The organism is Aquamicrobium terrae (genome assembly GCF_052978165.1).
The window spans coordinates 1,069,252-1,092,663 of sequence record NZ_JBRKLZ010000002.1 but is presented as its reverse complement, the minus strand read 5'-3'; the positions used below and the strand labels follow the sequence as shown (position 1 = coordinate 1,092,663).

The 23,412-nt window shown below is 61.2% G+C and carries 25 protein-coding genes and 1 pseudogene; 17 read left to right on the top strand and 9 right to left on the bottom strand.

The features are described from left to right. The first annotated feature begins 630 nt into the window (after positions 1 to 630). Positions 631 to 954, top strand: a complete 324-nt coding sequence (locus ACVCNR_RS22325) for a DUF736 domain-containing protein (RefSeq protein ID WP_354197044.1) — start codon at positions 631 to 633, stop codon at positions 952 to 954. Positions 955 to 1,014: 60 nt separating this feature from the next. Continuing rightward, complete coding sequence (locus ACVCNR_RS22320; protein ID WP_447076560.1) at positions 1,015 to 1,377, top strand: hypothetical protein; 363 nt, start codon at positions 1,015 to 1,017, stop codon at positions 1,375 to 1,377. A gap of 248 nt (positions 1,378 to 1,625) precedes the next feature. Here ACVCNR_RS22320 and ACVCNR_RS22315 read toward each other — a convergent pair. Then, a pseudogene (locus ACVCNR_RS22315) lies at positions 1,626 to 1,787 on the bottom strand (WGR domain-containing protein); the annotation flags it as partial. A 492-nt stretch (positions 1,788 to 2,279) separates the two neighbouring features. Here ACVCNR_RS22315 and ACVCNR_RS22310 point away from each other — a divergent pair. Then, complete coding sequence (locus ACVCNR_RS22310) at positions 2,280 to 2,840, top strand: hypothetical protein (RefSeq protein WP_354197048.1); 561 nt, start codon at positions 2,280 to 2,282, stop codon at positions 2,838 to 2,840. A gap of 142 nt (positions 2,841 to 2,982) precedes the next feature. Then, positions 2,983 to 3,189 (top strand): hypothetical protein, encoded by a 207-nt coding sequence (locus ACVCNR_RS22305; protein ID WP_447076559.1) that lies wholly within the window; start codon positions 2,983 to 2,985, stop codon positions 3,187 to 3,189. Between the two features lie 28 nt (positions 3,190 to 3,217). On the opposite strand, the gene traG is transcribed toward ACVCNR_RS22305, so the two are convergent. The 3 genes from traG to ACVCNR_RS22290 are packed head-to-tail and all read right to left on the bottom strand — an operon-like array spanning position 3,218 to position 5,644. Continuing rightward, on the bottom strand, positions 3,218 to 5,137 hold the full coding sequence (gene traG, locus ACVCNR_RS22300) for a Ti-type conjugative transfer system protein TraG (protein ID WP_447076558.1): 1,920 nt from the start codon (positions 5,135 to 5,137) through the stop codon (positions 3,218 to 3,220). Then, positions 5,128 to 5,367, bottom strand: a complete 240-nt coding sequence (locus ACVCNR_RS22295; RefSeq protein ID WP_447076557.1) for a conjugal transfer protein TraD — start codon at positions 5,365 to 5,367, stop codon at positions 5,128 to 5,130. The genes traG and ACVCNR_RS22295 overlap by 10 nt, the downstream gene beginning before the upstream one ends. Next, complete coding sequence (locus tag ACVCNR_RS22290; RefSeq protein ID WP_447076556.1) at positions 5,357 to 5,644, bottom strand: TraC family protein; 288 nt, start codon at positions 5,642 to 5,644, stop codon at positions 5,357 to 5,359. The genes ACVCNR_RS22295 and ACVCNR_RS22290 overlap by 11 nt, the downstream gene beginning before the upstream one ends. Positions 5,645 to 5,866: 222 nt before the next feature. Here ACVCNR_RS22290 and traA point away from each other — a divergent pair, with 222 nt between their 5' ends. Together traA and ACVCNR_RS22280 are read left to right on the top strand one after the other, a co-directional pair. Then, on the top strand, positions 5,867 to 10,486 hold the full coding sequence (gene traA / locus ACVCNR_RS22285; protein ID WP_447076555.1) for a Ti-type conjugative transfer relaxase TraA: 4,620 nt from the start codon (positions 5,867 to 5,869) through the stop codon (positions 10,484 to 10,486). A 318-nt stretch (positions 10,487 to 10,804) separates the two neighbouring features. Next, entirely contained in the window at positions 10,805 to 10,993 is a 189-nt protein-coding gene (locus ACVCNR_RS22280) for a hypothetical protein (protein WP_447076554.1), read from the top strand. A gap of 345 nt (positions 10,994 to 11,338) precedes the next feature. On the opposite strand, the gene ACVCNR_RS22275 is transcribed toward ACVCNR_RS22280, so the two are convergent. The 5 genes from ACVCNR_RS22275 to ACVCNR_RS22255 form a co-directional block, all read right to left on the bottom strand. Beyond that, positions 11,339 to 12,445 (bottom strand): nucleotidyltransferase family protein, encoded by a 1,107-nt coding sequence (locus ACVCNR_RS22275; protein WP_447076553.1) that lies wholly within the window; start codon positions 12,443 to 12,445, stop codon positions 11,339 to 11,341. A gap of 272 nt (positions 12,446 to 12,717) precedes the next feature. Further along, on the bottom strand, positions 12,718 to 13,077 hold the full coding sequence (gene rctB / locus ACVCNR_RS22270) for an SMa0974 family conjugal transfer regulator (protein ID WP_447076552.1): 360 nt from the start codon (positions 13,075 to 13,077) through the stop codon (positions 12,718 to 12,720). A 20-nt stretch (positions 13,078 to 13,097) separates the two neighbouring features. Next, entirely contained in the window at positions 13,098 to 13,793 is a 696-nt protein-coding gene (locus ACVCNR_RS22265; protein ID WP_447076551.1) for an acyl-homoserine-lactone synthase, read from the bottom strand. A 37-nt stretch (positions 13,794 to 13,830) separates the two neighbouring features. Continuing rightward, a complete protein-coding gene (locus ACVCNR_RS22260; RefSeq protein ID WP_447076550.1) occupies positions 13,831 to 14,559 on the bottom strand; it encodes a LuxR family transcriptional regulator in 729 nt (242 codons plus the stop codon). A gap of 457 nt (positions 14,560 to 15,016) precedes the next feature. Continuing rightward, the gene (locus ACVCNR_RS22255; RefSeq protein ID WP_354199846.1) at positions 15,017 to 15,388 is read right to left on the bottom strand and encodes a MarR family transcriptional regulator; all 372 of its coding nucleotides are present in this window, start codon (positions 15,386 to 15,388) and stop codon (positions 15,017 to 15,019) included. Positions 15,389 to 15,482: 94 nt separating this feature from the next. Here ACVCNR_RS22255 and ACVCNR_RS22250 point away from each other — a divergent pair, with 94 nt between their 5' ends. The 11 genes from ACVCNR_RS22250 to virB9 are packed head-to-tail and all read left to right on the top strand — an operon-like array spanning position 15,483 to position 23,405. Then, positions 15,483 to 16,022, top strand: coding sequence for a hypothetical protein (locus tag ACVCNR_RS22250; RefSeq protein ID WP_447076549.1), 540 nt, complete (start codon positions 15,483 to 15,485; stop codon positions 16,020 to 16,022). A gap of 3 nt (positions 16,023 to 16,025) precedes the next feature. Continuing rightward, on the top strand, positions 16,026 to 16,685 hold the full coding sequence (locus ACVCNR_RS22245; protein WP_447076548.1) for a lytic transglycosylase domain-containing protein: 660 nt from the start codon (positions 16,026 to 16,028) through the stop codon (positions 16,683 to 16,685). Next, complete coding sequence (locus tag ACVCNR_RS22240) at positions 16,682 to 16,981, top strand: TrbC/VirB2 family protein (RefSeq protein WP_447076547.1); 300 nt, start codon at positions 16,682 to 16,684, stop codon at positions 16,979 to 16,981. The genes ACVCNR_RS22245 and ACVCNR_RS22240 overlap by 4 nt, the downstream gene beginning before the upstream one ends. 2 nt (positions 16,982 to 16,983) lie before the next feature. After that, positions 16,984 to 17,325 (top strand): VirB3 family type IV secretion system protein, encoded by a 342-nt coding sequence (locus tag ACVCNR_RS22235; RefSeq protein WP_447076546.1) that lies wholly within the window; start codon positions 16,984 to 16,986, stop codon positions 17,323 to 17,325. Then, positions 17,318 to 19,699: a VirB4 family type IV secretion/conjugal transfer ATPase gene (locus tag ACVCNR_RS22230; RefSeq protein ID WP_447076545.1), complete on the top strand. Its 2,382-nt coding sequence runs from the start codon at positions 17,318 to 17,320 to the stop codon at positions 19,697 to 19,699. The genes ACVCNR_RS22235 and ACVCNR_RS22230 overlap by 8 nt, the downstream gene beginning before the upstream one ends. Then, positions 19,699 to 20,397 carry a P-type DNA transfer protein VirB5 gene (gene virB5 / locus ACVCNR_RS22225; RefSeq protein WP_447076544.1) on the top strand — a complete coding sequence of 233 codons (699 nt, stop codon included), beginning with the start codon at positions 19,699 to 19,701 and terminating at the stop codon, positions 20,395 to 20,397. The genes ACVCNR_RS22230 and virB5 overlap by 1 nt, the downstream gene beginning before the upstream one ends. Next, a complete protein-coding gene (locus ACVCNR_RS22220) occupies positions 20,394 to 20,624 on the top strand; it encodes an EexN family lipoprotein (protein WP_354199839.1) in 231 nt (76 codons plus the stop codon). The genes virB5 and ACVCNR_RS22220 overlap by 4 nt, the downstream gene beginning before the upstream one ends. A gap of 3 nt (positions 20,625 to 20,627) precedes the next feature. Beyond that, a complete protein-coding gene (locus ACVCNR_RS22215) occupies positions 20,628 to 21,563 on the top strand; it encodes a TrbL/VirB6 family protein (protein ID WP_447076543.1) in 936 nt (311 codons plus the stop codon). Positions 21,564 to 21,602: 39 nt separating this feature from the next. Beyond that, the gene (locus tag ACVCNR_RS22210; protein WP_447076542.1) at positions 21,603 to 21,875 is read left to right on the top strand and encodes a hypothetical protein; all 273 of its coding nucleotides are present in this window, start codon (positions 21,603 to 21,605) and stop codon (positions 21,873 to 21,875) included. A gap of 4 nt (positions 21,876 to 21,879) precedes the next feature. Next, positions 21,880 to 22,551, top strand: coding sequence for a VirB8 family type IV secretion system protein (locus tag ACVCNR_RS22205; RefSeq protein WP_447076541.1), 672 nt, complete (start codon positions 21,880 to 21,882; stop codon positions 22,549 to 22,551). Continuing rightward, positions 22,551 to 23,405: a P-type conjugative transfer protein VirB9 gene (gene virB9, locus ACVCNR_RS22200; RefSeq protein WP_447076690.1), complete on the top strand. Its 855-nt coding sequence runs from the start codon at positions 22,551 to 22,553 to the stop codon at positions 23,403 to 23,405. Before ACVCNR_RS22205 ends, virB9 begins: the two co-directional genes overlap by 1 nt. Positions 23,406 to 23,412 lie beyond the last annotated feature (7 nt).

Sequence of the window (23,412 nt, the reverse complement as noted above, 5' to 3'; positions counted from 1 at the left end):
CGAGGCAAAAGCCGGCCCTTCGAGGAGCCGGCTGGCTCGGTTCACTCCGGATCGTTTCGCAGGACGGGTTCTCCGGTTCCCGCGCACGGAAGGGACAGGAACGACATCGCCAAAGACTCGGTCGAGTCCGATTCGCCGCCGGCTTGGCGAGACGATGGATCTTCCGAGTAGCGGGAATGTCTCCACCAGCCCGCGCCGCTCCCGGCGACAGGTGCGTGTTGGAAAATGCGTCAGCGCACGAGCGATCCGCGCGCCATGTCACCGTCGGCAGAGATGGTGAAGGGGCAAGAGACCGGACCGGCGCGGGGCTGCCGCGTTATGGACCGGCGGGGCTTAGCGCCGGGTGTGCGGTCGGGGCGGCCTGGTGTACGACGCCTGCGCTCGCATCCGGACAGTTCCCGTGTATGTCGCCTTTGTAGAGGACCGCCTGCTTACTGCGATCAACCCCGTTGGGGTCCACCCGGCAAAATTTCTGGAAAATTCGATTTCTGTTTTTTGCCCGCAGGCGCTTCGCGCCCGCTTTGCGGCAAATAGAATTTTCCAGAAATTGTGCCGGCCTGACCGCAGCAGGACGGCCCTCTCCTTCGACGCCATCGGGAACGGTCCCGATGCAACCGAAGGAGAAGTACAATGGCCACCACGATCGCACAGCTCACCCAGAAATCCGATGGCTCCATGGAGGGCGTCTTCGCCACGATCCGGGTCAACGCTCCGATCACCGTCATCCCGAACGGCGACAAGTCGCACGAGGATGCCCCTGACTACCGCGTGATCAACAAACGCACCGGCTTCGAGATCGGCGCGGGCTGGTGGAGGACCTCGCAGCGCACCGGCAAGGAGAATGTCTCGTTCAAGCTGGAGGCGCCCGAGATCGGTGTGGTCTTCGGCAACCTCGCTCCCGCCCCCGGCGGCGAGGAGAACAAGAAGGTCATCCTCTGGAACAACCCGGAGTGAACCAAGCCAGCCGGCCCCGCAAGGGGCCGGCTCCTTTTTTGCCCGGTAAGGAGCAGTACCATGACGACTCATACCATTGCCGCGCTACCGGGCGGCCAACTAGATCCCGACCTCGAAGTGCTGCTTGCCGGCAAGCTGCCGATGACGCTCAGGCGCGTCGAGCGTACCGATGAGCGCGCGTCAGATTACCAGATCGACATCGGCGGTTGGGTCGATTTCGGGTTCGGCTGGAGCCGGACGGCCCTCAGTCAGGAATCTCCTACATCGCCATCATGGTCGAACACCGGGTCGGCACCGGGATTTCGGGCGTCGCATGACAATCGCCGGACCACGAAGGACGGTGTTTGCGCAGTTCCAGTCGGTCGCGCCCGTGAAACTGCATTCCTGACACGCCCCTTCGCAAGCCGTCTCCCGGTCGCCTAGACGACTCTCGCGCCGCCCGAGGACGCTGCGGCGTTTTCGAATTCGAGCCACGCCCCGTAGGGCTCCGCCAGAATTTCTGCCTTCCGCTCCAGAGCTCGCTCGATAGCGTGCATCAGCGCCGCTCCCGCCTGCTCTGGCGACAACTCCCCTTCCGCCCCGTTCACGCACGCCGCCTGATGCCGTACCCACGCGCGCTTGCAGCGCAGCAGGCCGAGGAAGAGCGATACGGCCTCAGCTTCCTGTTCTCAATGATGCACCTTGGCCTGCCCGCGCGAACCGACGCGGCCCCATCACCGTGTCAGGCAAGGCGTGCCGAACAGCGTCACGTCAATGGACAGCGCATAGAAGCGCGCCATGTTCTTTCGTGGATCCGTGCGCTCGATATAGAGCCGGTGGGGTTGGGCGAGCATGGCCGGAGAATCGCCCGACCTCGGCACTGGCGTCCAACAACATTTATGAATCGGTGAGTGCTCAACGATTCATATCGGTGATAGGACGTCGGAGCGGCGTGTGCGGTCTCCGGGCGAGCCGCCTTCGGCGACCGCGTGCTATTCGCTTCGCTCACGGAGCCCGCCCGCATCTCGCGGGATGATGCGGCCGGATCTTCCGGCCGCCCCATCGCAGGGGGCTTCCCCTCGCACTCCCCGCCGGCTGGTCGCCGGATATGGACGCGTCCCCTGGCGGGAACGCGGGTCTATCTCTCTGACGGCCCAGTCTACTGGCCGCTCCCATCGCCTCAAGGACTGCGCGGCCCCTCCAATTTTCAGCCGACGCCGAAGGGGCGTCGTCAGAAAATCGGCACCTCCGCTTGCCGCCTCCGGCGGCCGCTTCGCGATCCTTGACCCGATGCTCGACTTGCCCGTCGCCCGGGCTCCGTCATCAAGATGAAGGAGACCATGGCAATGGCTTACGACACGCTCATGCTTATCGCGCAGCTTTCCGGTTTGCGCATCAATGTCCTCGCCAATCGTCTGGGCTGCGACAGCGATCTCGCGCGCGGCGTCCACACCACGCTCGCCGGCATCCTCGCCGCAATGATCGAAGATCAGCGCAGGATTCTCGCCGCCGAAGGCGTGCGTGCGATGTCGCGCGGCACGGCGGACGAAGAGGACGCCTTCTACGATCTTCATCACTACCAGAGCGCCTATCACGAGAAGTGGCTGGTCGAGCCGGTCGCGCTGCTGGACGACTATCTGGTGGATGATTTCACGCGGGAGTATTATGACTTCCGCGAGCAGCGCTGGTATTTCTGCGATGGCGTGCTGCCTATCGTCGAGCCGGTCGCGCCCGAAAAGCTCTGCGGCCTCGCCGGTGTCGTCGCCGAAATCGAGGACATCAGCGGCGCAAGGTTCACCACCGACCATGTCTACTACAGCGAAGCCGAAGCCGAGGCGGCTTGGTGGGCGAGCACCGGAAACGATCCGGAGACAGTCTTCGGCAAAGACAAGATCGGCCGCATCTGACGGCCGGAAGATCGGGGCGGTGAGAACCGCCTCGATCTTTTGATTTCGCAACCGTGTCGCGCTGACCGCCGCTGTCGCCATAGAGGCGACTGTTTGTTCATCCCGTTTGTGCGCCATGGACCGGATCGATCGGTCCAGCCTTATGATGTTGGCGGCGATCGTCATGGTGCCGATGTCGATCGTGGTGTTCGCCAACGCCGATGCGGCCAGCGGCATGTCCTTGTGCACCTTCGCGCTGATGGCGATTGGGCTTGTCGCCTTCGCCATTGGCTACACGATATTCGTCGACTGGATCACGCCGCCCGGCGCGGAAGATCCGTTTGCGCGCTATCGGCGGCACGATCAGTAGCGCGTCTCTCGCCCGGCAGGGTTACCTGTTATCGGCTCGACTTGGCGAACCTGTTGGGCTTGGCGGCACGGTTCATATCCCTCCGCCGGAAATACATCGCCCGACCGCAGCGTATCGGGCGATGGCCCTGCACGATGATGATCTGCTCATCCTTGCGCATGGTCTGCGTGATCTCATGCGGCATAATCAGCGGCCGGCGCTGATAGGTGACGTTTTCCGATTTGCGCGTTCCCCCGCTCGCCATGCTCCAGCTGATGTCGCGCGACCTTCCCTTGACTTCCACCGTCATGTCGCCGCATTGCGCCGAGACATTGCGCGCGGTGTCGAGCGCCTTGATCGCCGCATAGCTCGCGAAGGCGCATCCGTCGATCCACGACGTCGCGCCATCCTTGCCGAAATGCTTCTCCAGTTGCCCGACCGACTGGTACATCAGCATCATGGAGACACCATGCTTGCGGTTGCGGTCGCGCGCCTCTTCGAGCACGCGCATGTAGCCGAGGAGATCGACCTCATCGAGCATGAACAGTGCCCGGCGCTCGAAATGGCCATCGGCCTGCACCATGGCCTTGATCAGCGCGCCGATGATCACCCGCCCGATGCCCGGATAGGAAGTCAGGATTTCGGCGGGCAGGTTCAGGAAAAAATCCTTCTCGCCCCTGACGAGATCGCTGGATTTGAACGCGTTGCCGCAAACGAGTGCGGCATAACTGTCGAGCGACAGCCATTGCGTGTCCTTCGAAGCGGTCGAATAGACGCCTGAGAACGTCTGCTCCGTCATGTTGGTGAAGACGCCAAGCGTCTCGTGGATGAACTTGGAAGCCGAGTTCTCCTGAATGTCGCGCAGCATCCGAAGCACCGAGGGCTCTGGCTCGGACACGATCTGGCGCAGGCTGCGCAGATTGCGCCGGCCGGCATATTCGGGCGAGAGCATGACATGGGCGAGTAGACCCGTCAGGAGATTGTGCGCCTGGTTCTGGAAATACGAGCCGGTCGAGGTTTCGATGCGCACACTCTCCGACAGCAGCATGTGCGCCACACCGACGATGTCTTCTTCCTTCTTCCGCGACGACTCGATCCAGTCGAGCACGTTGAATCCCATGACAGGGTTCGCCGGATCGAGCACCATCACCTTGCGGCCGAGTACACGGGTGCGGTGCTCGACCACCATCGGCGCGACCTCGGTCGATGGATCGAAGCAGATCAGCGGCCCGCTGTAGCGCAGCGCCGTCGGCACCACATTGCTCGTGGTCTTGAAGCCACCCGAGCCCGAGAAGAACAGCATGTGCGTGGAATCGAAGTTCAGCTTGTAGGTGAGCAGCGGCACCCTGCCGCCCTTCCCCCATGTGGATGCATCATAAGGATCGAACGGCACCTCATGCACGACATCCTTGTCCACCCGGTAGCGTTCTCCGACGACGATCTCGCCGTCCGGGGGAAACAGTCTGCCGGCAGCCGGCATCGGCAGCCAGTCCGCGTTTCCGAAGATTCCGGTCTTCGCGCGTTTGAAAGGTTCGGGCACGACGGTGGTGATACGCGCGGCGATGGCCACCAGCATGAAGCCGATGACCGCGCCGAGAACGGCGACCATGTCGAGATAGGACAGCGCCTCATCCCACGACACCGCGCCGCTCGCGACCGAAGGCGCGAGTCGCCCATATTCGCGCAAGCCATAGAAGCCGGCGACAGCGAAAAACGTCACGAGGCTCGCCATTGCGACCGGCCTTCGCCGATGCATCGGCAACGCCCATGTGGTCAGGAGCCCGGCCAGCGGTCCGAACAACAGAGCCGGCAGCGGTGATGCCCGCAGGAACCAGTATTCCGTCTTGCCGGACAGGCCTTCGGAGAGAACCGGCCAGCGCCAGCCTACGACATAAACCGCAAAGGCGGTAACGGTGATCGGCATCAGAATGAGCAATTGGCTCGGATGCGGTTTTATCCTCAACGCCATTCCGCCGTCTCCATTGCAGGCCCCGAACGGTCATGGCTCCCCGGAGCCTTGAACGCCTCCGCGCCAATGTCTTGGAGCCGCCGATGCTCCGAGGAGTCGGGGGCTATCCCTGCCAGTTCGAGCAGGCCACCGAGCAGGAAGGCGCGGTCGGCCTTCGACAGCCCCGCCCTGACGACGATTGCGCCGAGCAGGAACGTCTGGCGGGTTTCGCGCTTGCGCTCAGCCGTCATGAGAAGCCGCCGCCGCCGCTCCAGTTGCATCGGCTGCCGGTCGACGTGCCGGCGCCCGCGCTCCGGCAGCTTCCTTCTTTGCGTCCTTTCGAAACCGCGCGGCGATGTCTTCGAAGATGCGCTCGACCTCCTCGTCCGCGATCTCCATCTCGGCCAGTCCCGCTTTCGTGGCGGCGCGGGCAAACCGCTCGGCGGATTTTACTATCAACGTTCGCTTGCGTTCACGCAGCTTCTCGATCTGCGCGTCAATGTCGGAGATTGAGGGTTTTGCGGCCATCCTTGCGTCCCTTCCCATCGGATGAATGTGGATGGCGATGATTATACTATCTGGAAGAAAATAGTAAAACAGGCTATGTTGCCTCATCCCGAACACGTCGCAGCCGCAGTTGCAAGCCGGTGCCGTCTTGCGGAGACGCGGCACCGGGCCCTGCGGCCCGTTTGGTTCGAGGGCGCAATATACGTCGCTGGCGCGACGTGCCTGCTGGATGCGGAGACAGTCGTGGCGATCATGTTCGTCAGAGCGCAGGTGATAGGAAGGGGATCGGGACGCAGCATCGTCTCGGCCGCCGCCTATCGCCATCGTGCGAAGATGATCGACGAACAGGCCGGCACGTCGTTCAGCTATCGCGGCGGGGTGGCTGAACTTGTGCATGAGGAGCTGGCGCTGCCGGATGCCATCCCGGCCTGGCTGCAGAACGCCATCGAGGGCAAGTCGGTGGCGGGGGCGAGCGAGGCACTGTGGAATGCGGTCGAGGCCTTCGAGACGCGGGCCGACGCGCAGCTTGCCCGCGAGCTGATTGTCGCGTTGCCCGAAGAGCTGACCCGGGCAGAGAACATCGCGCTGGTGCGCGAGTTCGTGGAGGACCGTTTCACGTCGAAGGGCATGATTGCCGACTGGGTCTATCACGACAAGGACGGCAATCCGCACATTCATCTGCTGACGGCGCTCAGGCCGCTGACGCAGGCGGGGTTCGGGCCGAAGAAAGTTCCTGTGCCTGGTGAAGACGGCGCGCCGTTGCGCGTGGTCACGCCCGATCGGCCGAACGGCAGGATCGTCTACAAGGCCTGGGCCGGCGACAAGGAGACGATGAAGGGGTGGAAGGTCGCCTGGGCGGAGACGGCCAACCGGCATCTGGCGCTGGCCGGTCACGAAATCCGCCTCGACGGGCGATCCTACGCCGAACAGGGTTTTGAGGGCATTGCCCAAAAACACCTCGGGCCGGAAAAGGCGGCACTCGCGCGCAAGGGCGTCGGGATGTATTTTGCCCCGGCCGATCTTGCGCGCCGCCAGGAGATGGCCGACCGGTTGCTGGCCGATCCGGATCTTGTGCTGAAGCAGCTTTCCAACGAACGTTCGACCTTCGACGAAAAGGATATCGCAAAAGCGCTGCACCGCTATGTCGACGATCCGGCCGACTTCGCCAACATCCGTGCACGGCTGATGGCCTCGAACGAGTTGGTGACGCTGAAGCCGCAGGAGATCGACGAACAGACGGGCAAGGCGTCGGAGCCGGCGGTGTTCACCACGCGCGACCTCCTGCGCATCGAATATGACATGGCCAAATCGGCCGGGGGTCTGTCGCAGCGCAAGGGGTTTGGCGTCTCCGCGCGAGGTGTTGCCGCGGCGATCAAATCCGTCGAGGCGGCCGGCACGGAAAAGCCCATCCGCCTCGATGCCGAGCAGGTCGATGCCGTCCGTCACGTCACCGGCGACAGCGCCATCGCCGCCGTTGTCGGTCTTGCCGGGGCCGGCAAGTCGACGCTGCTGGCCGCCGCGCGCATTGCCTGGGAAGGCGAGAGGCGCCGTGTGGTCGGCGCGGCCCTTGCCGGCAAGGCGGCGGAAGGGCTGGAGGACAGTTCCGGCATCAAGTCGCGGACGCTTGCATCGTGGGAGCTTGCCTGGGCCAGCGGGCGCGACCGGCTCGAGCGTGGCGACGTTCTGGTCATCGACGAGGCCGGCATGGTGTCGTCGCAGCAGATGGCGCGTGTGCTGAAGGCGGTGGAGGCGGCCGGGGCAAAAACCGTTCTTGTGGGCGACGCCATGCAGCTCCAGCCGATCCAGGCGGGTGCGGCCTTCCGGGCGGTCTCGGAGCGTATCGGCTTTGCCGAGCTTGCCGGTGTGCGTCGCCAGCGCGAGGCGTGGGCGCGGGATGCGTCACGTCTCTTTGCCCGCGGCGAGGTCGAAAAGGGTCTCGATGCCTATGCCGGACACGGCCATCTGGTCGAGGCGCAAACGCGTGAGGAGATCGTCGGCCGCATCGTGGCCGATTGGACGGAAGCGCGCAAACAGGCCATCGGGAAATCTGCCTCGGAGGAAAGAGGCGGTCAGCTTCGTGGCGACGAACTGCTCGTTCTCGCCCACACCAATGACGATGTGCGCAAGCTCAACGAGGCGCTGCGTCAGGTGATGACCGACGCGGGCGCGTTATCTGGGTCCCGCATCTTCCGGACCGCGCGCGGGACACGGGCGTTCGCCGCCGGCGACCGCATCGTCTTCCTGGAGAATGCCCGCTTCGTCGAACGGCGCGCGCAGCAGCTCGGACCGCAACATGTCAGGAACGGCATGCTGGGCACGGTCGTCTCCACCGGCGACAAGCGCGGCGGTCCGTCGCTGTGCGTTCGGCTCGACACTGGCCGCGACGTCGTCTTCAGCGAGGACAGCTACCGCAATGTCGATCACGGCTATGCCGCGACGATCCACAAGTCGCAGGGCGCGACGGTCGAGCGGACCTTCGTGCTCGCCACCGGCATGCTGGACCGGCACCTGACCTATGTGGCGATGACCCGGCATCGCGATCGCGCCGATCTCTATGCCGCCAGGGAAGATTTTGAGGCGAAGCCGCAATGGGGATGGAGGCCGCGCGTCGATCATGGTGCCGGCGTCACCGGCGAGCTCGTGGAAACCGGCCAAGCGAAGTTCCGGCCAGACGACAAGGATGCGACCGAGAGCCCCTACGCCGACGTCAGGACCGAGGATGGCGCTGTCCATCGCCTTTGGGGCGTGAGCCTGCCGAAGGCGCTGGAGGAGGGCGGCGTCGCTGAGGGCGACACCGTCACGCTGCGCAAGGACGGCGTCGAGAAGGTCAAGGTCAAGGTTGCCATCATTGACGAAGAGACCGGACAGAAGCGCTATGAGGCGCGCGAGGTCGAGCGCAATGTCTGGACGGTCGAGCGTGTCGAATCCGCCGAAGCCCGTCAGGAGCGCATCGAGCGCGAGAGCCATCGGCCAAAACTGTTCAACCGGCTTGTCGAGCGGCTGTCGCGTTCCGGCGCCAAGACGACGACGCTCGATTTTGAGAGCGAGGCGGGATACCGGGCCCACGCTCAGGATTTTGCCCGGCGGCGCGGTCTCGATCGTCTCTCGCTCGTTGCGGCCGGAATGGAGGAGGGCGCTTCGCGGCGGCTGGCCTGGATTGCGGAAAAGCGCGGGCAGGTGGCGGCCCTGTGGCAGCGGGCGAGCGTGGCGCTCGGCTTCGCGATCGAGCGCGAACGGCGCGTCTTCTATAACGAGCAGCGCCCGGAGGTATTGGCGGAAGCCGTCCCGGTCGCCGGCTCCCACTACCTGGTCCCGCCGACGACGGTGTTCGCCCGCAGCCTCGAAGAGGATGCGCGGCTGGCCCAGCTTGCCTCGCCGCGCTGGAAGGAGCGGGAAGACATCCTGCGGCCGGTCCTCGACAGGATCTATCGCGATCCGGCTGCGGCCCTTGCGAAGGTGAACGCGCTTGCCTCGGATGCAGCGCTCGAGCCCCGCAAGCTCGCCGACGATATCGCCGCTCGCCCGGGCACGCTCGGACGGCTGCGCGGGGCCGATCTTCTGGTCGAAGGTCGTGCGGCGCGTGATGAACGCGACAAGGCGATGGCGGCCGTGGACGCGTTGGTTCCGCTCGTTCGTTCCCATGCCACCGAGTTCCGCAGGAACACCGGTCGATTCCGTGAGCGCGAGCAGGAACGGCGCGCCCATATGTCCCTGTCCATCCCCGCGCTCTCAAGGCCGGCCATGGCGCGTCTCGCCGAGATCGAGGCGGTGCGTAGCCGTGGCGGGGAGGATGCTTACAAGACCGCCTTCGCCTTCGCCGTCGAGGACCGCGCCGTTGTCCAGGAGGTAAAGGCGGTGAGTGATGCCCTGTCCGCCAGGTTCGGATGGAAAGCCTTCACCGCGAAGGAGGACGAGTTCGCGGCCCGTAATATCGCCGAGCGCATGCCGGAAGACCTGCCCCTTGAACGGCGCGAAAAGCTCGCCCGGCTGTTCGAAGCCGTTCGCCGCTTCTCCGGGGAACAGCATCTGGCCGAGCGGAAGGATCGCTCGAAGGTCGTCGCGGGCGCCAGCGTCGAGCCCGGGAACGAAACAATGGCCATTTTGCCGATGCTGCCTGCGGTGAAGGAGTTCAGGACGCCGGTCGACGACGAGGCACGGACACGGGCGCTCACCGTCCCGCATTATCGTCATCACCGGGCCGCACTTGCCGAGGCCGCAAAACGCATCTGGCGCGACCCGGCCGGCGCCGTCGGAACGATCGAAGACCTCATCGTCAAGGATATTGCGGGCGACAGGATTGCGGCCGCCGTGACCGATGACCCTGCCGCCTATGGCGCCCTGCGCGGCTCCGATCGGCTGATGGATCGCATGCTGGCCACCGGCCGGGAAAGGAAGGCAGCGCTGCAGGCCGTGCCGGAGGCGGCCGCACATCTGCGTGCGCTCGGCGCATCCTGGGCCACCGCCATCGACACCGAGCGCCAGGCCATTACGGAAGAACGCCGCCGCATGGAGGTTGCGATCCCCGGATTGTCGGATGCGGCCGAGGATGCCCTGCGAAAGCTCGCCGCCCAGATGAAGAAGGGCGGCAGGCTCGACATCGCCGTCGCTTCGCTCGATCCTGCCATCGGCCGCGAGTTCGCCGCCGTCAGCCGGGCGCTCGACGAGCGGTTCGGCCACAATGCCATCCTTCGCGGCGAAAAAGACGTCATCCAGCGCGTGGCGCCCGCCCAACGGCGCGCCTTCGAAGCCATGCACGAAAGGCTCAAGGTCCTGCAGCAGACTGTCCACCTCCAGGCTAGCCAGCAGATCGTGGCCGAACGGCAGCAGCGCGCCATCGAGCGTGGGCGCGGCATCGGCTGCTGATTGAAGCCAGACGAACGAAAGAAGCCAGACAGCCAGCGCCGCGAAGGAAGCGGTAGGTATGCGAACCCATAGTCTGTTTTGACCCATTTACGGGGCCGCTCCTTGCGGATATCTCAGGGTGCTTGGAGAGATCGATGCAGGCCGCAGCCCCTGGCCAAGGGATGGCGGTGGCGAGGATGATAGCGAGGGCCGACCGGATCAAGTCGGCGATCCTGAATCATGCTGTTGCAGATCGTTCCGTTCATAAGGAGTCGATTTGTCAGAGCTGCCGACCGTCGAGAAGGCATTCTTGAAGGCTTGTGATGACAGGACGCTCGCATGAACGAGGCGCGCGCCGCCGTGAAGCCGACCGGGCTGGCGGCCTTTCTCGGGCGGGTTACGGGCGTCGCCTTTGTCATTGCGAAGATCCACAAACATCGCGAGAAGACGGCGCTTGTGGAAAGGCAGCGAGATGATGTGGCGCAGGGGCGTCTGGAAGCGCCTCTGTCGCAGGCAGGCAAAAATTAGGGCGCGACCGCAGGCAGTCAGGCTCTAGGCTGCGGCCCGGAGCCCTGAGGGTCTTCGCCCAGCTTTTAATTAGTATCGTGCACTAATTAAAGGATCATGCGACTTGAACGGGAAGAACGGACGGCTCGCCGGAGAAGCCCTCGCGTAAGCGGTGCGTAAGCACAGCAGGGAGAAATTTCAGCCGCTCCATCGTATGGGTGGCATTGGGCGATCACAAACTTCTTTCATATTTCAGTATCATAGCGGGAAATTGGATAATTTCGGATAGTTTCGACGGAACGCACTATCTGTTCTCCCTGGGCAGCAGAAGTTGAAAAGAAGGCTTTCGGGTCGCCCTTTTTGCGTTCAAGGTTTCGGCGTTGAGCCGTTCTTGGTGAATCCCTCTAGTTCCACACCGATCGATGCCAAGGCCTCCTTGACGATGGTTTTGGCAGCCTCCCTGCGCTTCTCCGGCAGCAGGCGAAGTCCCTTCTCGATTGCGTCACGCCATGCGGGGCCTCGGTTCCAGGCTTCCTCGAATGCGAAACCGAGATTATCGAGACGACGGGTTACGCTAAGCGCTTCGATCAGCAGGCTTGCCTGGTAGACGTCTTTTTCGCGTTTGGCGACACTGTTGGCATCCGTTTGCCTGCGGGAGGCTACGATCAGCTTATGGATTGCGTAGCGCTCCGGTGCGGGAACGATTACAGGCACACCGCTCCGGTGCAGCAGAACTGTACGGACCGGTTCGTGGATCAGGAAGTCGAGAAACCGCAAAGGCTGCGCGGATGCTCCGCCGAGGGCAGGCATCGGGCTGGCGTGATCCGCATACTCATCGGATCCGCGGTTCGGAGTCAGGAACTCGACTTTGTATCGGGACGCATTCTCGAATTGTGTAACGCGTGCCGGATCAGACCGGTGCGGCACTGCCCGAAACGTGGGGTCGACGTGCTGCAGGATTTCCATGATCGGCGGCAGGCTGTCGTCGACCTCCGCGGAAATCGAGTAGTGCTGCGCGAAATCGGCATCACCAGTCTGCAAGGACGTACCAGGCAGTTTGACGCCCAGTAGTCCTCCATATGTTTGAAAGGCGACCGTGCCAACGAGGACGCCGCGAAGACGGAAGATGCCTGCATTGGCCAAGGCTTCGACGATATCACCTGTGAAGCGCTCGGGAGCCATCAGCCCGGCTTCGCGAGTCAGTGTCGAAACCAGTTTTCGACGGCTGCGGAGATCGTCCTTGATGTACTGGAAGGCTTCGACCCGCTTGGCGATATCGGCATCATCGGCCGGGCCGACATATTTGCGGCTCTTCTTCGGCTGGGTTTCTTCAAAATACCAGTAGTCTCGGCCTTTGACCGGGACGCGGACGAAATTGCCCGCCGTCGAGAACTCGGTCTCAAACGATGCGTCGAGGCTCCGCTGCACCAGTTCGGCGAACAGGGTTCGATAGGCGAGGTCGATTTCCTTCACGAGACAACCGTTATAAGAATTTCGCAAATTTCTTATAACACTAATCGTGTACGCCGCCAAGACGTCGTTGTAGGCAATTGGGCGAGAATGCATACAAAAGACAGTTATAAGAAAATTGCGGAAAACTTATAACTCTTCAAGCCTGTCCGGCAGGAATCGACACTTGCCTCTCTCGGGTAACTGCATTGCAACTTAGTGCAGAGAAAGCAGCGCGGTCTGGTCTGTGGAAGTCAGCTTGATGTTCGACGTAGACCGTTCGCCACACAATAGTGCTATACCCCGCAGGGTCGGCTTCGTCTGCTACCGGCCAGCGTATCCCTTGCCTGTCCGGACGGGTTGGTGGCCAATTGCCATGCCATAGCGCTGACCGCCTCTGGTGCGGCAGCAAGGAGGCAACCCTGCAGGATCGTCCGAATGCCATAGAAGGTCACGAGGTCCCGCGCCTTTATACGGACACGCAGACCTTCTCTTGTTGCCTTGAGACATGCGCGACCATCGCCGAAATCGAGAAGCCAGTGGGTTCCGCTCGTATGTATGGTCAGGCAATAGTCGTGGATCCGGACACGAACCTGTTCGCCAACGCATTCAGCGTGGGCAGCCGGCACGAATGCTTCTGCGGTATGTGTGAACATTGGAGCTTGCCTCCATGTGCCTATGCGGGAACAGCGGCAGTCGGCGGTTGCGACACTTCCGGTTCCAGGCTGTCTTTTAATTGGCTCGCCGCAAGCACGCTGGCGTCGTCGAGCCCGTAGACAGCACGTGAGGACGCCAGTGCGGCTTCGGAGACCTGTATCGACAGGGCGAGAATTGCGCCATCGGGATGGTCGACAATAGGTCCCAGCCTTGTCACCGGCCAGCCAAGCCGTTCCAGCCGGGCGGGCCAGAACGTCTCGCATACAACGCTGATTTGATTGATACCGAGCACAAGAGAAGCTTCCAGCAAGCCGCAAAGGACAATGCCGCCGGCAAGTGAAGGCTGTCCCGGCTTGCGCAGCGATGGCGCGATGAAAATCCGTGTCCATTCGAAGATGTTTGGGCCTCTCGGAACGTCTCCAGCAGCGAGCATCGGGAAGACGTCTGACAACAGATGCGGTTTCAGCGTGGGAACAAGGCGCGAACCCCCGCATACATCGCCTTTGTCGTCGATACCGAGCAGATAGATCGCGTCCTCGTTGTCGAACGCGTCGATTTCGAGAGGAATTGGCCGTTCCACCTGCCGCCAGTTCCGCTCGCCGACATAGATTTGATGGCGGAGACGGAAATGGCGCTCCAACGGCTCTTCGTATGCCTTGCGGTTCGACCAGTTGACGATATGAATCTTGAACATGGCAACGAACGCGTAGCCCACGTCCGCATTTTCAAGCCATACTGGTTTTTTGGTATTGTCAGAGATGAATGTCGCCGCGCAGCAACGCCTTGGCCGCCGCGTGCGTCGAGTTCGTCGCATCCAGCTTTTCGCGAATGTTGCTGAGGTGGCGTTCGACGGTCAGTTTCGAGATGGACAGAATGCAGCCCACGTCCTCGGCGGATTTGCCCGCAGCCGTCCAAGACAGGATATCCCGCTCCCGGTTGGTCAGTTCCTTGTGAACCGATTCGCCAACTGCGCCGCGCAACTGCTGCAGAGCCCGGAAGGCGTGGGTGGACACCATTTCAAGGACCGGCAGGTCGTTTTTGCCCAGGACTATACGGTCACCTGCCACAGTAATGACAGCTGGCGCCTTGCATGGTTCGTAAACAGGGACGCACAGGCCGTTCAGCATCGCGAATTCCGTGGCCTCGTCCATGACGCGCAACTGTTCGATGGACATTCGTTCACGCGAAAGCTCGCTCCATAGAAACGGCTTGCCAGCAACGCGAGACCGCAGCACGCAGGGGTCATGGGAGAAGTGATCGCTGCTGGTGTAGTGCTCGGACCATTCCGCCGGCCAACCATCATACAGAACCGGTCGGGGCCAAAGTCCTTCGTCTGTCCGAGGCAATCTTGCAATCAGAAGGTGGCGTAAGCCAAAGAGGTGAAGGAATGAAGTCAAACCTTCTATAACCCCGGCCGATGTCGTGGCGGCGTCGATGCGTGCAAGTACTGCCGCCAGTCCTGATATCGCCTCAACGTTCATGGCAGCATCAAAGCATGGTTCACCATTTGCCTGGCTGTTGCAAACTAATTGGGCAACATGAGACGGCTCAACGTCTTGGGAAGATATTGTTCACTATAGTGCACATTTCCCCGCCTCGTTCACGCTGATGTGTTTGGGGAAATGAAAGTTCGTTAGGTGCCGAAGTAGGCCGTTCAAACAGCCTGCCGAGTAGCGTTGCGGTCAGGTCACGGTGATGGTGGCAGGTCAGCCAGAATTCCACGCGCTCGCCCATTGGGGGGTCTGATCTCGTTGGCCGAAAGCATCGGCGTGTCGGCGCCGGCGGGATCATCGACGCATTAAGCACCGGATACGGTCCACGTCGGGCATTGAGCTAAGCTGCCCGCTGGGAAAGAAGCACCGGTCTCGGAACATAAGTACCTGACATGACATCGCAGGGCAGCTATCACCGCGATAGGCTACCAATCTCACCAATCAGCTAGTCAGCCTCGTCTTGCCGCCGGCCTGTGTCGACCCGCAACTGCTCGAACACTTCCGGTGAGAAGGCGAACTGCCGCGCCGTTCCCCGTCCCATTGAATTCTTGACGATCGTTTCCGTCAGCACGCCCCGCTCAACGAGCGGATCGATCGATTCCACAACGGCGTTGCGTGTCAACCCCGTGATTTTGCTGATATTTGACAGGGTCATCTTCTGGTGGCTCTGGTGCATCATGTAGAGCACTGTCATCATGCCGATCTGCTTCAGCCGCGACTGTGGGGTTTCGCCTTCGATCGGCCTGTCGAAGATTTCCTGCAATGCATAGGCTGAAAACAGCTGATTTTGCCAATGTGCGTTAAGCGCGCTTGTCATCGATTATACTATCATATATAAGACAGTTAAGTGAACCTGAGGCTCCGATCATGGTCGGAAATCCTCGAACGGAAACCCGTGAAGGGTAATCTTCATGAAGACCTCTCTCGCCTCGGCTTTCATTGCTGCTGTCAGTCTAATGCCATTCTCCCTCCTTTTCGACAGTAAAGCGCAGGCCAGTGAATGGGGATGCCAGGTTATCCTATGTCTTTCCAATCCGGGCGGACCCGTGCAATACGCGGAATGTCGCCAGCCGATCCGCAAGCTTTGGCACCATCTGGCCAAGGGCCGGCCATTTCCGACCTGCAGCGACGTCGGTTTCCGCAGTTCTCGCCCGGGATACGCGCCATATTACTGCAATGATGGCTATACACTGATCGGTACATCTCGGCCGAGAGGGCATGATGCCACCTGCCTCTCAGAGACGGCTCGGCCTGTGGACAGCCAGTTCTGCGAAAGCGGTAGCGAAAGCAATTGGAATGAACGGCATTCCGTAGCTTCGCCACGATGGCAAAGGGAAGGCGGGGGTTTCCAGTGCATGGCGTACGTTTTTGTCCGGCCGAGCATCCGCCAGCAGCCGCACTATATCGACGTCACCATCGAAGGCGTTGGCGCACAGAGGGTTTGGTACTGAGCCATGCCTGCTGCCTTTATCGACCTTGCCCAGACCTGTGCACCGATCATCGCGACCGAGACGCTAGCAGGCGTCGTCAGCCTCGAAAGCCAGTTCGAGCCATATGCTATCCGAATCAACGGCGGTCCCTCACTGATAGAACAGCCGAAATCCAGGGCTGAGGCGATCGAGATCGCCACGTCATTGGCCGCCGAGGGACAGAACATCCAGATGGGCCTCGGCGGCATCGGCATGGAAGAACTCCGAAAGCTGAGCCTGTCGATAACCGACGCCTTCGACCCCTGTCTCAACCTGCAGGCCATCTCCACGCTGCTCGATGGATATTATCGGCTGGCGCTGGCGGCAGGCGCCGATGGAAAGCAGGCCGCGCAGGTGATGCTGCAATCCTGGTACGGCCGGGCCGATCCATCCGTCGGTGAGATGGTCAAATACGACGAACAGATCCGCGAGGAGATTGAGCGGCTCGGCCCCATCCTCGCAACATTGACGATCAAGGAGGGCGGTCAGGGGAGGGAGGCGGAAGCAAAGACGCCTGAAGCCGCCCCACCTGAAGGGGCCGAAAGCGGGGACGCTCCTTCAGCGCCCTCATTGGATGTCTTCAAATCCCGGCGGCAGTCTTCCGTCCTCGTCTTCCAGAACAATCGCATGGAGCAAAGTGAATGACCTTCGCTTCCCGTATCCGCCCAGTGGCAGTCTCCGGTCTCATGGCGGTTGCCATCGTGATGGCCCTGATCGAACCCGCCTTTGCCCAGACCGCCAATATCGAGACAGTGTTGCAAAACCTCGTCGACCTGCTGACCGGCAATATCGCCAAGCTTCTGGCGGCCATAGCTCTGATAATAATCTGTGCCGCGTGGATGTTCGGTTTCATGGACATTCGCAGGGCCGGTTTCTGGCTTCTCGGCATTGGTGGAATCTTCGGGGCCAACCAACTTGTGAACGCCATCGTCGGAGGCTGACGATGGCGAACGCCCGGTCCGCAATTCAGGAAGACACGCTGTTCCTCGCCTGCACCCGGCCGGCGATGATCGCTGGTGTGACCATTGAGGCCATGGGCCTGAACATTATGCTCACGATGACACTCTACATCTTCGCCGGATCCGTCACCTACATTCTTGTCGGCGTCGTCTTCCATCTCGTATTCCGCGCGCTCGTCAAGCACGATCACAACATGTTCCGTATTCTGCTCGCCTGGGTGGAGACACGTGGGAGGTCCCGGACCAGCGGATACTGGGGTGGGTCATCGATATCGCCTCTGCATCTTTCGCGCCGCTACGACGAAAGGGACCTCGGATTTGCCTAGCCTCGCCACCCTCCGGTCTCGCGAGATTGGTCCCGAGACCTTCATTCCTTACGTCCGGCACGTGGACGAGTCGGCAATCGCCCTCGACACCCGGGCGCTGATGGTCACGATCGAGCTCGAAGGAGTTTCTTTCGAAACCGCGGACGTTCTCGATCTGAATGCCCTCCATCGTGATCTGAATACGCTCTACCGAAATATCGCCGATGAACGGCTTTCCCTGTGGACGCACCTCATCCGCCGACGCGATAACAGCTATCCGGACGGGACCTTCACGACGCCGTTTTCCGCCGCGCTCAACGACAAGTACCGCGAGCGCATGGTGCGCGAGGATTTGTTCCGCAATGAGCTTTATCTGACGCTTCTCTGGTCTCCGGCCCGCGATCCGGCCGACAAGGTGGCGGAACTCCTGTCGCGGCTGCGACGCGCCCGCCGCACCGGCGTCGAAGCAGACAAGGATGCACTGAAACAGCTGCAGGACAAGGTTGTCGACGTTACGGCTGCGTTGAAGCGTTTTGGGCCGCGGGTGCTGTCCCTTTATGAGCAGGATGGCTTGGTGTTCTCGGAGCCCAGCGAGGTGCTGCACCAGATCGTTGGCGGCCGGCGCGAACCGGTTCCACTGACCGAAGGCAGGATCGCGTCCGCCATCTACTCCGACCGGGTTATCGTTGGCCGCGAGACGATCGAAATCCGGCATGAGGCGACAAGCCGCTTTGCCGGCATGTTGAGTTTCAAGGAATATCCGGCAACCACCCGGCCGGACATGCTCGACGGGGTGCTCACCAGCCCCTTCGAATTCATTCTGTCACAATCCTTCTCGTTCATTTCGAAAGCCGATGCCCGCACCATCATGGGCCGCAAGCAGAACCAGATGGTCAGCAGCGGCGACAAGGCGGCCTCGCAGATCGAGGAACTCGACGAGGCCATGGACGATCTGGAGTCCAATCGCTTCGTACTCGGCGAACATCACTTGTCGCTCGCTGTCTTCGCACAATCCGTTAAGGAACTGACCGACAACCTTGCCACGGCGCGGGCCGCTCTGACGAACGGCGGCGCCGTGGTAGCGCGCGAAGATCTTGGCCTCGAAGCGGCCTGGTGGGCACAACTGCCGGGCAATTTCCGCTATCGCGCTCGCTCGGGGGCAATTACCTCCAAAAACTGCGCAGCACTCTCGCCCTTTCATTCCTATCCGGCCGGACAAAAGAACGGGAATGAATGGGGATCCGCGGTTGCGCTCCTCAAGACGGCGTCAGGATCGCCATACTATTTTAATTTCCATTACGGCGACCTCGGCAACACCTTCGTGTGTGGGCCGTCGGGCGCCGGCAAGACGGTTCTCCTCAATTTCATGCTGTCGCAGTTGGAGAAGCACGATCCGCATGTCGTGTTCTTCGATAAGGACCGCGGGGCCGATCTCTATGTGCGCGCTGCCGGCGGCGCCTACTTCCCCCTCGAAAACGGCACACCCACCGGCTGCGCCCCCCTCAAGGCCCTCGACTTGACGCCGGAAAACAAGGTTTTTCTGACGCGCTGGGTCGGCAAGCTGGTCGGTTCTGTGACACGGGAACTGTCAGTCTCCGAACTCCGCGACATCGCATTGGCCATCGATGGGCTGGCAGACCTGCCGGTCGAACGCCGGACAATTGGTGCGCTCCGTACGTTCCTCAACAACACGGACCCGGAAGGCATCGCCGCGCGGCTGCGGCGGTGGGAGCGGGGAGGGCCGCTCGGCTGGGTCTTCGACAATGTCATAGAGGACATCGGCTTTGGCGATTTCGGCGTCGGAGGAAAGTTGATCGGATACGATATGACCGATTTCCTTGACAACGAGGAAATCCGCACGCCGCTGATGGCCTACCTCTTCCACCGCGTCGAGCAACTGATCGACGGCAGGCGCATCATCATCGTCATCGACGAGTTCTGGAAGGCGCTGCAGGATGAAGGATTCCGCGGCCTCGCCCAGAACAAGCTGAAGACAATCCGCAAGCAGAATGGTCTGATGCTGTTCGCCACACAAAGCCCGCGCGACGCCATCGCTTCCTCGATCGCACATACGATCATCGAGCAATGCCCGACCCAGATATTTCTGCCGAACGCACGCGGCAACCATGCCGACTATGTCGAGGGGTTCAAGCTGACGGAGCGCGAATACGAACTGATTGCGCGAGAGCTCCCTGTTGAGAGCCGGAGATTCCTCCTGAAGCAGGGGCACAACAGCGTCGTTGCAGAGCTCAACCTCAATGGTTTCGACGACGAACTGGCCATCCTTTCGGGTCGTACGGCCAATGTCGAGCTTGCAGATGCAATCCGCGCGGAGGTCGGCAATCGACGTGAGGACTGGCTTCCCGTTTTCCAGCAGAGAAGGAGTGCAAGCTGATGGCTTCCTTTCGATTTCATGGCGCAGCTGTCGCTGCGGCTTTTATCCTTTCAGCCGGTACGGTGGCGGCACAAGGCATTCCCGTGATCGACAAGACCGCAATCGCCAAGCACATCGAGAGTATCACGCAACTCAAATCGCAGCTCGACGTATTGCATCAGCAGATCGAACAGGCGCAGCAGCTCTATGGCTCGCTCAACAAGCTTACCGACATAGCGGATATCGCGAACGAGCTGAACGATCCGGCAATCCGCAAAGCGTTGCCGGAGGATTTCGCGGCCATTGAGGGATTGCTCAAGGGAAACGGCACGGGTTCTTTCGCAGACGCGGCCTCCCGATTCCTTGATGGCAATTCCACCTATTACACGGATGCCGACGATTTCTATGCGCAAGAACTGTCGCGGATCCAGAACCGGAATGCCGGTCAGATGAGCCTCGGCCAGCAGATCTACGATGCCGCGACGAAGCGTATCGACGGGATCGACCAATTGCGCGAGAGGATTTCATCAGCAAGCGACGCCAAGGAGATCGCCGACCTGCAGGCGCGGCTCCAGGCCGAAACGGCATTCCTCCAAACTGACGTGTTGCGCATGGAAGGCTTGCAGATGGTTCAGCGAGCACAAGCCCAGCTCGATGAGCAGCGAAAGGCCGAGGACTGGCGCCAACGCATGGATTCCATGAAGGCGGCACTGCAATGAGAAAGTTTTCCATTTTTACTGTTGTTCTCCTTCTGGCGGCCTGCTCACAGGCGGAACGCATCCATACTGTCGATGAACTGGTCGCTGACGAGGCGTTGCTTTCGCAGCTCATCACCGAGTGCCGCAACAATCCGGGTGAGCTTCGCGACACAGCAAACTGCCGGAATGCCGAGGCGGCTGACGGCAAGCTGCGGCTCCAGCGCATGCGGCAATCGCTAGGAGGTTGACTCATGTACGAGGTGTTCGCCTTCGTTGACGGGCAGTTCAAGTCGCCGCTTGAAACCTTTATCTCCGACGGAACGTCGAACATCTCCGAATGGGCCGCCGGTCCATTGACCGTAGCGATCACCCTTTATGTCGTGCTCTACGGCTATCTCGTCCTACGCGGATCTGTGCAGGATCCGGTTCTTGGCTTCGCTTATAAAGCGATCAAGCTCGCCATCATCGTCATGTTGGTAAAGAACGCCAGCGAGTACCAGATCTATGTCACGAACATCTTTTTCGACGTCCTGCCGCGCGAAATCTCGCAGGCGCTGAACACCGGCGCCGTCCCAAGCGCATCCACCTTCGACAGCCTGCTCGATAAAGGGCAGGCTTCCGCCACGGCCATCTGGTCTCGCGCTTCCTGGCCTGTCGACCTGGTCACCAGCGTCGGTGGAATGATGGTGATCGGCGCGAGTTTCCTTGTCGCAGCAATCGGTTACATCGTCTCGCTCTATGCCCGGCTGGCGCTCGCTATTGTGCTGGCTATCGGGCCGATCTTCGTGGCACTAGCCATGTTCCAGTCGACCCGGCGTTTCACCGAAGCCTGGATTGGGCAACTTGCCAACTTTGTCATCCTTCAGGTCCTTGTCGTCGCCGTGGGTTCCCTCTTGATAGGTTGCATCGACACCACGTTCACCGTAATCGACACGTACAGCGACGTTCTGATGCGTCCCGTGGCGTTGTGTGCTATCTGCATCGCTGCCCTCTACGTCTTTTATCAACTTCCCGGCATTGCTTCGGCCTTATCGTCCGGTGGTGCCTCTCTGGCCTATGGTTACAGTATGGCGCGCGATGCGCATGAGGGCATGCTTGCGCGGGGAACCTCCTACGCGACCCGGATGATGGGGCGAAGCTCCCGCTTCGTTGGGCGGGCATTCATGTCGCGCAATGCAGGCACATGAGATCCCTCCCTTGTACAACCATAAGAAGGCAATTCGCGAATGATCAGAACGATTGCGCTGCTTTGCATGGCGGCAGTGCTGAGCGGCTGCGCAGCATTGAGCTACCCGCTTCCCAAATGCGATGGCTATTCACGCCGGCCGCTCAATCGCGCCATGTGGGAATGGGAGGGCAACAGCAATCCCGGGCAAAAGCATTCCGATGCCGGATCTGCAACTTCCGGGCCTGCTTCCAGCTATGCCGAAGAGGCCAGTAGTCCTGCAGCATTCGCTCATCTCGGAGCAAGTGATTCAACGCCGCCCTGTAAAAAATAGTGCAATGATCGCAAGGGACGAACTCAAGGCATATTTCGACAAGGCCCGACGCTTCGATCAGGACCGCATGATCCAGGTCGAGCGTTCGGCGCGCATCGCCTGGTCTGTCGCCATTGTTGCCGGCGTCCTCGCCGGTGTCTCGATCTTCGCTGTTGCCGGCTTAACGCCGCTCAAAACCGTCGAACCGTTCGTCGTGCGCGTGGACAACTCAACCGGTATTGTCGACGTGGTCTCGGCGCTGACCTCGACGCCCGGCACCTACGACGAGGCCGTTACCAAATATTTTGCCGCAAAGTATGTCCGGGCACGCGAAGGCTATGTCTGGAGCGAGGCACAGGAGAATTTCCGCGCGGTTTCGCTGCTGTCCACCCAGTCGGAGCAGACCAGATTCTCCGCCCTTTATCGCGGCAGCAATCCGGATTCACCGCAAAACACCTATGGGCGTAGCGCGACAGCGCGCATCAATATCGCTTCGATCTCACTGATCAACCCGAATGTTGTTTCCGTTCGCTATATGCGTACCATCACACGCGGAGAGGAGACCCGAACGTCGCACTGGATCGCGACGCTTACTTTTGCTTACGTGAATGCCCCCATGTCTTCGACGGACCGGCTTGTGAACCCGCTCGGGTTCGCGGTCAGCGAATACCGGGCAGATCCGGAGACGGTCAATTGATAAGGACTACTGCATTACTTGCTCTTTTCGTCGCCGGCTCGGTTTCGTCAGCGATTGCCCTGGAAATCCCGTCTGGCGCATCGCAGGACAGCCGCGTGCGTTTCGTCAACTATCAGCCCTACAACATCACCCGCATTATCGGCTCGCTACGTTCGTCGGTGCAAGTCGAGTTCGCGGCCGACGAGGAAATCGCCCATGTGGCCCTTGGCAACAGTGTTGCCTGGGAGGTGGCCCCGGCAGGCAACATCCTCTTCCTCAAACCCCGGGAAAACCAGCCGGTTACGAACATCTCCGTCGTAACAGCGCGTCGCGACGGATCCACCCGCAGCTATCAGATGGAATTGACCGTCCGAGACGCCACAGTGGAGGTTGGCCAGAATACCTATTTCTACGTCAAATATCGCTATCCCGCCGATGAAGCCGAGCGACGCCGGCAAGCGGCTGCGGCGCGTGCCATGGCGGCACAGGCAAAGGACGCCGACGATGTGCTGAGAATCCATGAATCTTATGGACCGCGGAACTGGCGTTACTCGGCACAAGGATCGCAGACGCTCGAACCGCAGTCGGTCTACGACAATGGCAAAATCACAACTTTCGCATTTGTCGGCAATCAGGAAATGCCAGCCATCTACATTGAGAATTCAGACGGTAGCGAGAGCCTGGTCCCGAAATCCGTCGACGGCAACCTGGTGCTCGTCCACACGGTCAGCCGCAAATTCGTCCTGCGCCGGGGAGGGGACGTGCTTTGTGTCTTCAACGAAGCCTATGACCGTGTCGGTATCAATCCGGAGACCGGGACGACCTCGCCATCGGTCGAACGCATTACGCGAACCGATGGCACGAGGGCACAATAGGAGACTG

Coding starts and splice junctions, on each gene's coding strand:
- ACVCNR_RS22325 (WP_354197044.1), top strand. CDS start 631: ATGGCCACCACGATCGCACAGCTCACCCAGAAATCCGATGGCTCCATG.
- ACVCNR_RS22320 (WP_447076560.1), top strand. CDS start 1,015: ATGACGACTCATACCATTGCCGCGCTACCGGGCGGCCAACTAGATCCC.
- ACVCNR_RS22310 (WP_354197048.1), top strand. CDS start 2,280: ATGGCTTACGACACGCTCATGCTTATCGCGCAGCTTTCCGGTTTGCGC.
- ACVCNR_RS22305 (WP_447076559.1), top strand. CDS start 2,983: ATGATGTTGGCGGCGATCGTCATGGTGCCGATGTCGATCGTGGTGTTC.
- traG (WP_447076558.1), bottom strand. CDS start 5,137: ATGGCGTTGAGGATAAAACCGCATCCGAGCCAATTGCTCATTCTGATG.
- ACVCNR_RS22295 (WP_447076557.1), bottom strand. CDS start 5,367: ATGACGGCTGAGCGCAAGCGCGAAACCCGCCAGACGTTCCTGCTCGGC.
- ACVCNR_RS22290 (WP_447076556.1), bottom strand. CDS start 5,644: ATGGCCGCAAAACCCTCAATCTCCGACATTGACGCGCAGATCGAGAAG.
- ACVCNR_RS22280 (WP_447076554.1), top strand. CDS start 10,805: ATGAACGAGGCGCGCGCCGCCGTGAAGCCGACCGGGCTGGCGGCCTTT.
- rctB (WP_447076552.1), bottom strand. CDS start 13,077: ATGTTCACACATACCGCAGAAGCATTCGTGCCGGCTGCCCACGCTGAA.
- ACVCNR_RS22260 (WP_447076550.1), bottom strand. CDS start 14,559: ATGAACGTTGAGGCGATATCAGGACTGGCGGCAGTACTTGCACGCATC.
- ACVCNR_RS22255 (WP_354199846.1), bottom strand. CDS start 15,388: ATGACAAGCGCGCTTAACGCACATTGGCAAAATCAGCTGTTTTCAGCC.
- ACVCNR_RS22250 (WP_447076549.1), top strand. CDS start 15,483: ATGAAGACCTCTCTCGCCTCGGCTTTCATTGCTGCTGTCAGTCTAATG.
- ACVCNR_RS22245 (WP_447076548.1), top strand. CDS start 16,026: ATGCCTGCTGCCTTTATCGACCTTGCCCAGACCTGTGCACCGATCATC.
- ACVCNR_RS22240 (WP_447076547.1), top strand. CDS start 16,682: ATGACCTTCGCTTCCCGTATCCGCCCAGTGGCAGTCTCCGGTCTCATG.
- ACVCNR_RS22235 (WP_447076546.1), top strand. CDS start 16,984: ATGGCGAACGCCCGGTCCGCAATTCAGGAAGACACGCTGTTCCTCGCC.
- virB5 (WP_447076544.1), top strand. CDS start 19,699: ATGGCTTCCTTTCGATTTCATGGCGCAGCTGTCGCTGCGGCTTTTATC.
- ACVCNR_RS22220 (WP_354199839.1), top strand. CDS start 20,394: ATGAGAAAGTTTTCCATTTTTACTGTTGTTCTCCTTCTGGCGGCCTGC.
- ACVCNR_RS22215 (WP_447076543.1), top strand. CDS start 20,628: ATGTACGAGGTGTTCGCCTTCGTTGACGGGCAGTTCAAGTCGCCGCTT.
- ACVCNR_RS22210 (WP_447076542.1), top strand. CDS start 21,603: ATGATCAGAACGATTGCGCTGCTTTGCATGGCGGCAGTGCTGAGCGGC.
- ACVCNR_RS22205 (WP_447076541.1), top strand. CDS start 21,880: ATGATCGCAAGGGACGAACTCAAGGCATATTTCGACAAGGCCCGACGC.